At 69.1% G+C, this 6,234-nt stretch carries 8 protein-coding genes; 1 reads left to right on the top strand and 7 read right to left on the bottom strand.

Translation table 11 applies throughout. From position 1 onward, the window contains the following. Nucleotides 1-203: 203 nt before the first annotated feature. On the top strand, nt 204-968 hold the full coding sequence (locus tag IE249_RS21825; RefSeq protein WP_229858966.1) for a restriction endonuclease: 765 nt from the start codon (nt 204-206) through the stop codon (nt 966-968). Between the two features lie 32 nt (nt 969-1,000). Here IE249_RS21825 and IE249_RS21820 read toward each other — a convergent pair whose 3' ends face one another. The 7 genes from IE249_RS21820 to IE249_RS21790 all read right to left on the bottom strand — a co-directional run bounded on the left by IE249_RS21820 (nt 1,001) and on the right by IE249_RS21790 (nt 6,141). Next, complete coding sequence (locus tag IE249_RS21820) at nt 1,001-1,930, bottom strand: hypothetical protein (protein ID WP_189707042.1); 930 nt, start codon at nt 1,928-1,930, stop codon at nt 1,001-1,003. A gap of 175 nt (nt 1,931-2,105) precedes the next feature. Then, a complete protein-coding gene (locus IE249_RS21815) occupies nt 2,106-2,366 on the bottom strand; it encodes a hypothetical protein (RefSeq protein ID WP_189707040.1) in 261 nt (86 codons plus the stop codon). A gap of 7 nt (nt 2,367-2,373) precedes the next feature. Continuing rightward, nucleotides 2,374-4,398 carry a hypothetical protein gene (locus IE249_RS21810; RefSeq protein WP_189707038.1) on the bottom strand — a complete coding sequence of 675 codons (2,025 nt, stop codon included), beginning with the start codon at nt 4,396-4,398 and terminating at the stop codon, nt 2,374-2,376. A gap of 64 nt (nt 4,399-4,462) precedes the next feature. Next, nucleotides 4,463-4,870 carry a hypothetical protein gene (locus IE249_RS21805; protein ID WP_189707036.1) on the bottom strand — a complete coding sequence of 136 codons (408 nt, stop codon included), beginning with the start codon at nt 4,868-4,870 and terminating at the stop codon, nt 4,463-4,465. Continuing rightward, the gene (locus IE249_RS21800) at nt 4,863-5,204 is read right to left on the bottom strand and encodes a hypothetical protein (protein ID WP_189707034.1); all 342 of its coding nucleotides are present in this window, start codon (nt 5,202-5,204) and stop codon (nt 4,863-4,865) included. The genes IE249_RS21805 and IE249_RS21800 overlap by 8 nt, the downstream gene beginning before the upstream one ends. Beyond that, nucleotides 5,201-5,731: a hypothetical protein gene (locus tag IE249_RS21795; protein WP_189707032.1), complete on the bottom strand. Its 531-nt coding sequence runs from the start codon at nt 5,729-5,731 to the stop codon at nt 5,201-5,203. The genes IE249_RS21800 and IE249_RS21795 overlap by 4 nt, the downstream gene beginning before the upstream one ends. Further along, entirely contained in the window at nt 5,728-6,141 is a 414-nt protein-coding gene (locus tag IE249_RS21790; RefSeq protein WP_189707030.1) for a GIY-YIG nuclease family protein, read from the bottom strand. Before IE249_RS21790 ends, IE249_RS21795 begins: the two co-directional genes overlap by 4 nt. Nucleotides 6,142-6,234: the final 93 nt, after the last annotated feature.

The following is a 6,234-nucleotide window of genomic DNA, read 5'->3' as shown; positions in this document are numbered from 1 at the left end:
CCCGCTGGACGGTGAGGTGCCGCCGAGGTGGAAGCCGTGCGCCAACTGCGTCACGGCGGCCCAGGCCTGACCACTCCTCGCATCCTGGCCCCGTCCCGCTTCGACAGAGTGGGGCGGGTCCCGCCTTGTCACTTCCCGTGCTCTCGGTCGCCGTTGACGGTTGAGAGGGCTGCGTTGTCGGTGCTGATCGCTACGCTGGCGACGTGGTGAGTGACGAGGCGATGCCGTACGACGACATGACCGACACCGAGTTTGAGGAGTTCTGCTTCGAGCTCATGAAAGAGCTCGGGTTCGTCAACGTCGACTGGCGCAAGGGCACCGGCCTGAACGCGAGCCCGTCGGACAGCGGCCGGGACATCGTGGCCGAGCGGCACGTGACGGAGGTTGACAGCGCGGTGCACGTGGAGCGCTGGTTTGTGGACTGCAAGAAGTACACGAAGGGCGTCCCGCCGGACAAGATCAGCGGGCTCCTGACGTGGGCAGGCGCGGAGCGGGCTCACGTCGCCCTGGTCATCGCCAGCAGCTTTCTGTCCAACCCGTGCAAGGACTACCTGAAGACGTACGAGCTCAACAACCGCCCTCCGTTCCGGGTGAAGTACTGGGAGCGGCCGCAGCTCAAGAAGCTGCTGGAGGGTGTTCCCGACTTCGTGTCTCGCTACGTCGACTCCCGGCCCCGCACCGAGGCGGAGATCCTCGCCGCCGAGGAGTACCGCACGACCAAGCTGTGGTACTACCGCAAGGAAGTCCTCTTCCACAACATTGAGATCGGGCGACGGCCGCCACTGGACCAAGAGACCGAGAAGACGATCAAGGACGCCATGCGGAGCGTGGAGGCGATGTACGCCGACGAGCCAGGGTTCATCATCCCCGGCGATGAGCAGGAAGCGTGGCACTCCGCGTACCTGCTGGGCGAGCTCTCGGCGCTGCGCTGGGTCCTCGGGGACGACTGGAACAACGGGGACAGCTGACGATCAAGCTGGCGAAGCATTCAACTATCACCTCACCCTGGCCGCGTCTCCCCGAGACGAACTTCCTGCGCCTTCGAGGCAACGGACCGATCGGTGAGCATCCTCATGAGCTCAGACACGACGTCGTTGTTGACGGTCCCCAGGTCCAGCCCCGCCGCAGTGAACTCTTCGGCCCCAGTTAGAGTCAGGTGGCACATCGGACAGCGAAACCCATTAACCACGAAGTTCTTGGAGTTGCTCGCAGCGTCCCACCCCTGCATGATCACCTTCGCACGACCGTCACACGCTGGGCACGTCGCGACATCCTCAACTATGAGATGGTCCGCCTCCCCCATCAGCGCCATGGCGAACGAGTTGCGCTGGGTGTCCTGGAACTTCCTCACGGCGTCGTCCGGCAGGCCCTCGAAGCGGTCCTGAAAGACATTTCGCGCCTTCTGAATGCGCATCCGCACGTCCCGCTCCAGCTCAGTGCGCGCCTCGTCGAGGGCAAGGCGGATGGTCTCCGTCCACCGCTCCCAGAACGCGCTAACGTCCTTCCCGAGGTCGGTCAGCAGAGCCTCAATCGTCCGAACCAACGCGGGCAACAGTTCTCGTCCCTCGTCGCCCTGCGTGGAGTGAGCGACACCGTTTCGCAGCTCAATGAGGTCGTCGAGCCCGTCGTCGCTCGGCAGGACGTCGAGCTTGCGCAGGCGCGCGATGGCCTCGCCAGCCCCAACCGTGTGCACTCGGCTCTCGCTCGGCTTGACCCCGGTGAGATGGAAGAGGGCGTCGACCTTGCCCCTCATCTCCAGCAGCAGAGCGGGGTTCTTGGCCGCCAGGGCCGCCTTGGCGAGCCGCTCGACAGCCACACCGCCGTGCAGTGCGAACAGTTCGTGATCGGACCGATCGTGAGCGGCCATGGCGAGATGAGCGAACCGCCTCGCCCCGGCGAGGAGGTTCTCCACGGAAAGCGTGTCGTCCATGTCTATGACGGTAAGGCAACTGCCCTGGGCCTACGACTGGTTATGGTTCGTAACGAGACGGCCGTCAGCCAACCGCCACCCACGGACCGCCGAACGCGGTTGCTCGTCGGGGCGATGGACGCGGGCAGTGACGTCTGACTGGTGCCGTTCTGCGCGTACCGGAGCGTGGCAGCCGTCAGACCGATGTTGGCGACCGCATCGATTCCGGTGACGCCGTTGGCTCGTCCGCTGGCGCGCCCGGCGAAGTTGACGGCGCGCCCTCACCGTGAGAGTGGGAATGCGAGTGGCCGTGAGCGAGCTGGTCCTCCAGCTCCTGAATCCGCACCTGCTGCTTGCGGATCATCAGCTCCGCCACGGCCCGGTCGTACTGCGCCGGGAACAGCTCCCGTATGACGGTGAGGACCTCATCGGGGGTGGCGCGCAAAGACTGCTTCATGGTTCTCCTAGGCTGCTGCGATCGTGGTGACGGTTCCGGAGCTGCCGCGCCACTTCAGCGCGCCCGCCTCCGCATACAGGACGCCGCCGCCGGTTGGGTTCGACGTCGGTGAGACTGCTGCGTTGGTGATGCCGACGACGCCCGTACCGCCGCCCACGCCAAGCGAGTTGCTGCCGAACTGCGCGTTGCGGGTGGACCGAAGGTCGAGGTCGATCGTGAAAGACCCAGTGGTGCGCAGCGTCGTGGTCGAGGTTCGGTACAGCGACACGTCCGACGTCGTCCCGTCGCCGAACGTCAGAGTTCCGGCACCGCCACCCTGGCTCATGTCGGCTCGCAGACGGGAAACGGAGTCGGCCGCGAGGCGGATGTCCAGTGCGCGCTTGCTGGTTGAGGACGGGTTCACGACCAGGACGCCGAGGGAGGCGGTGCCGTCGGCGGAGGTGCTGAACGTGCCCGCGGCGGTGGCGCCGCTCGTGGTGGATGCCACGCCGACGCTGGTGAACAGGTCGTCGGTCGCCAGGGTGTTGGCGGCACTGCAGTACAGGTTGGTGTCGCGGCCACCCGCGCCGCCGTCACCCCACTCGTGCTTGCCGTCGCCGAAGATGACCAGGCGACCACTGGAGTCACCCGAGATCCGACCGTCGAAGTAGCGGTTGGCGGTGGCGCCGATGGTCGACGCGTAGGCGGCGAAGCTGATCGTGCTCGTCGTGGTCTGCAACGCCTCAACGGTGTGGCGAGACCCGGCCTCGGTGACGTCCAGGCGCGCGGCGGGCGCCGTGATGTTGCCGATCCCGACGGCGCCGGTGGACCGCTTCACGAAGACCGGGGTGTCGACGAAGACGCCGGTGTCGCTGTACCGGTTGACGCGGAAGTCGGTGCCGACGTTGGAGCCGGACTCGGCGGTGCCGTCCGCCTGCAGGCCCCAGCGCTTGCCGGTGGCAGTGCCGCCGCTCACGACCAGCACGTCATCCGTGAAGTACAGGTTCTTGGCGGTGCCCGCGGCGGCGGCCATGTACATGGCGCCGTTGTCCTGAGCCACCACGACGTCCGCCGCGTTGAACTTGGCGATGGTGCGGTCCATGCCGAAGACGCCGGTCGTGGGGTCCCAGATCCGGAACTCAAAGCGGGTCTGAAGGTTCTTCGCGGTGTCCGGCACCTCCACCGACCAGTGGCCGTGCACCGACGCGTGGTCGTTCGCCTCGTAGTGGGCGCCCATCCAGAACCAGGCGGTGTCCGGCGTGGCCGGGTCACCGTTCACGTCGTAGGACGTGGGCCCGTACCAGGCGACCATCTGCTTGGAGTCCCAGCGGCGCGAGAAGATGCGCAGCACCTCGCCGTAGCTGGCGTACGAGCCGCTGGGGTTGGTCTGCTGCGCCCGCTGGAACGACTGGAGGTTGAGCCGCCCCGTGGAGTCGAAGGTGTTCTCACCGCCGGTGTAGTCCGACTCCAGGAAGAGCGAGTAGTCCGTAAGGGAGCTCGTGGTGGGGGCACCTGGCGTGACGTCGATGACGAGGTTCCCCGTCATCGTGCCCCCGGCCAGGGGGACGAAGGTGCCGTCCGCGTACGCCTTCGTGGCGGGGTCGGTCGGGTTGACCGGGGTCGGGACGGTCACCTCGCCCTGGAAGACGTTCGTGCCGGTCCAGGTGTTGTTGCCGGTGAGCGCCCCGTACGTCAGGACCGTGGGCGCGACCGCCTGGCGGGGCAGGCTCGCCAGGTTGACGGTGCCCATGCCCGTGGGCTGGATGTAGTAGGTGCTGCTTGCCCGGCCGGTGCGGGTGTCGACGCGGTACGGGAAGTCCTCCGTCGCCTGGTACGCCCAGCCGGTCGGGGTGACCCCCGCGGCGTCGCAGGGCAGCAGGTTGGCGCTGAAGGCGCCGTTGCTCACCGTGACGACCACGGGAACCTGCGGGAGGACCGTCTGAGTGGCGGTGTCGACGAGCTCCGCGTCCGGCTGAAGCGTGAGCTGGCCGTTGGCGGGCTTGCCGGTGGCGTCGGTGAAGGTGCCGACCAGGGTCAGGGATGGCAGGGGCATGGGCCGTTCTCCGGGCAGACGAGCGGAATCGGGGTGGGGGTGGCCGGCCAGGGCGAGGGGGCGCTCACGCGGTCGCTCCCGCGGGCGGCTGGCCCAAGCTGACCCGAGAACGGGGGCGAGTGACCGCGAGCGGCTGCGGACCGACAGAGCCAGGGGTATTTACCGGGCTGCCCGTTCCGTGCGGCGAGAGGGGCACTCGTGCCCGCAACTCCCGCCAGAAGCGCGGCACGACACCGAGCGTCGCCAGCGTCGTCTGCGCGGCCTGGTCACCGCGGCCGGCCGCCGACAGGAGCAGGCCCAGCGCCACGGCCTCGTCGGCGCGCGTCTCCACCGTGAGACCGGTCGACCCGGCGAGGACCTGGCGAGGGACGTGGTCGAGACCCTCGGCACGGCGGGGGTCCGCGGTGACTGACGGCGGAAGCGGGGTGACGACCGTCGGCGGGGGCTGGACGGGCGGCGTGAGGTCAGTCATCGGAGACTCCGGGTGAAGGTGGGGTGTCATGGCGGCTGCGGTGGCCGCCGAAGCGCATGGGCGGCACGTACGGCACCGTGAGGTCGTCAGGGCGCGGCTTCGACCGTGGCTGCCTGGGGTGCCTGAACTGGCGGTGGACCGAGACGGCGAGCTTGTCGGCACCGTGTTCCTCGCGGCACTTGCGGCAGACCCGCGTCTGGTCGGGCTCGCCGTGCCGCTCGGAGCCCTCGGGGAAGACGCCGTGGCGGAGGTACTCGTGCATGGCGAGGGCCGCGTCGTCCCGGCACGGCTCGCCGCACTCCGCGCAGACCCAGAGGCCGGCCGCCGCGGTCACGTCGACTCCCGGTCCCCGCGGGAGACCTGAGTGACGGAGCTGGGCCTCAGGCCAGGCGGGGCGTGACGCGTGAGCCCCGGCGCGGTGGGACGCCGCGGCTGCCGTGGCGCGGGCGCGTCGTGGTGAAGGCGGTACCGCTCGCCGTCGGGGTAGGCGGCCAGGTCCGTGGTGGCGTGGCCGTTCTCGTCGAGCGTGACCCTCCCGTTCGGGTCGGGGATGGCGTCGAGGAGCGTGAAGCGCCAACGGGAGCCGTCGTAGCGGCGGGTCACCTTGATGATCGGGTCCCCGCAGCGGCGGCAGCGCACCACGCGGGCCGGGCACTGGTGCGTCTGGTAGACGCCCGTCCCGGTGACCCCGATGACCGCCTCGTCGTCCTCGGTGAGGTCCACGTCCCCCACCGGCTCCGGCAGCGCGACGGCGTCCAGGTTGACGTACCGCCAGGTGACCGTGGAGCGCGCCGCGTTCACCGGGAAGCAGTAGACCTTGAGGCCGCACTTGAAGTGGGTCCGGATGACGTCGTCGCTCACGGCGTGACCTCCTCGACGGGGTGAAGACCCCTCAGCCGCAGCCGCTTGGCGGCGAGGTGCTGACGGCGCGCCGCGTTCGACTTCCGGGCGTGCTCCGGGCTGATCTGGGCGCCGACGCAGAGGTTGAGCAGCTTCTCGCCGCGCTGGCGCAGCAGGATGGTCCAGAAGGCCTCGGCCTCGTACCGCTCCTCAAACGGCACGTCCGCCTCCAGCACGGCGTACGGCGGCGGGTCGCTCAGCGAGCCGAGCCACACGGACACCGGCTGCGGGTTCTTGCCGCGTGTGCACCAGTGGCTGCCGACGCGGTCGGCCAGGCGCGTGGTGTGGCCGACGTAGCGCGGCCGGCCCGTCTCGGGGTCGGTGAGGGCGTAGATCGTGACGGGGCGTGGAACCGGCTTTCCCCTAGGCACGGCTGGCCTCCTCAGGGTCCAGGTCGGCAACCGCGAGGGAGCGCCAGGCGTCGAGCAGGTTCGCCGCCTCCTGGACGTCGAGGGCGGTGACGC

The sequence above is a fragment of the Streptomyces anandii JCM 4720 genome, assembly GCF_014650655.1.
GTDB lineage: Bacteria > Actinomycetota > Actinomycetes > Streptomycetales > Streptomycetaceae > Streptomyces > Streptomyces anandii.
This window is presented reverse-complemented; position numbering and strand designations above follow the sequence as displayed.

Coding starts and splice junctions, on each gene's coding strand:
- IE249_RS21820 (WP_189707042.1), bottom strand. CDS start 1,930: ATGGACGACACGCTTTCCGTGGAGAACCTCCTCGCCGGGGCGAGGCGG.
- IE249_RS21815 (WP_189707040.1), bottom strand. CDS start 2,366: ATGAAGCAGTCTTTGCGCGCCACCCCCGATGAGGTCCTCACCGTCATA.
- IE249_RS21810 (WP_189707038.1), bottom strand. CDS start 4,398: ATGCCCCTGCCATCCCTGACCCTGGTCGGCACCTTCACCGACGCCACC.
- IE249_RS21805 (WP_189707036.1), bottom strand. CDS start 4,870: ATGACTGACCTCACGCCGCCCGTCCAGCCCCCGCCGACGGTCGTCACC.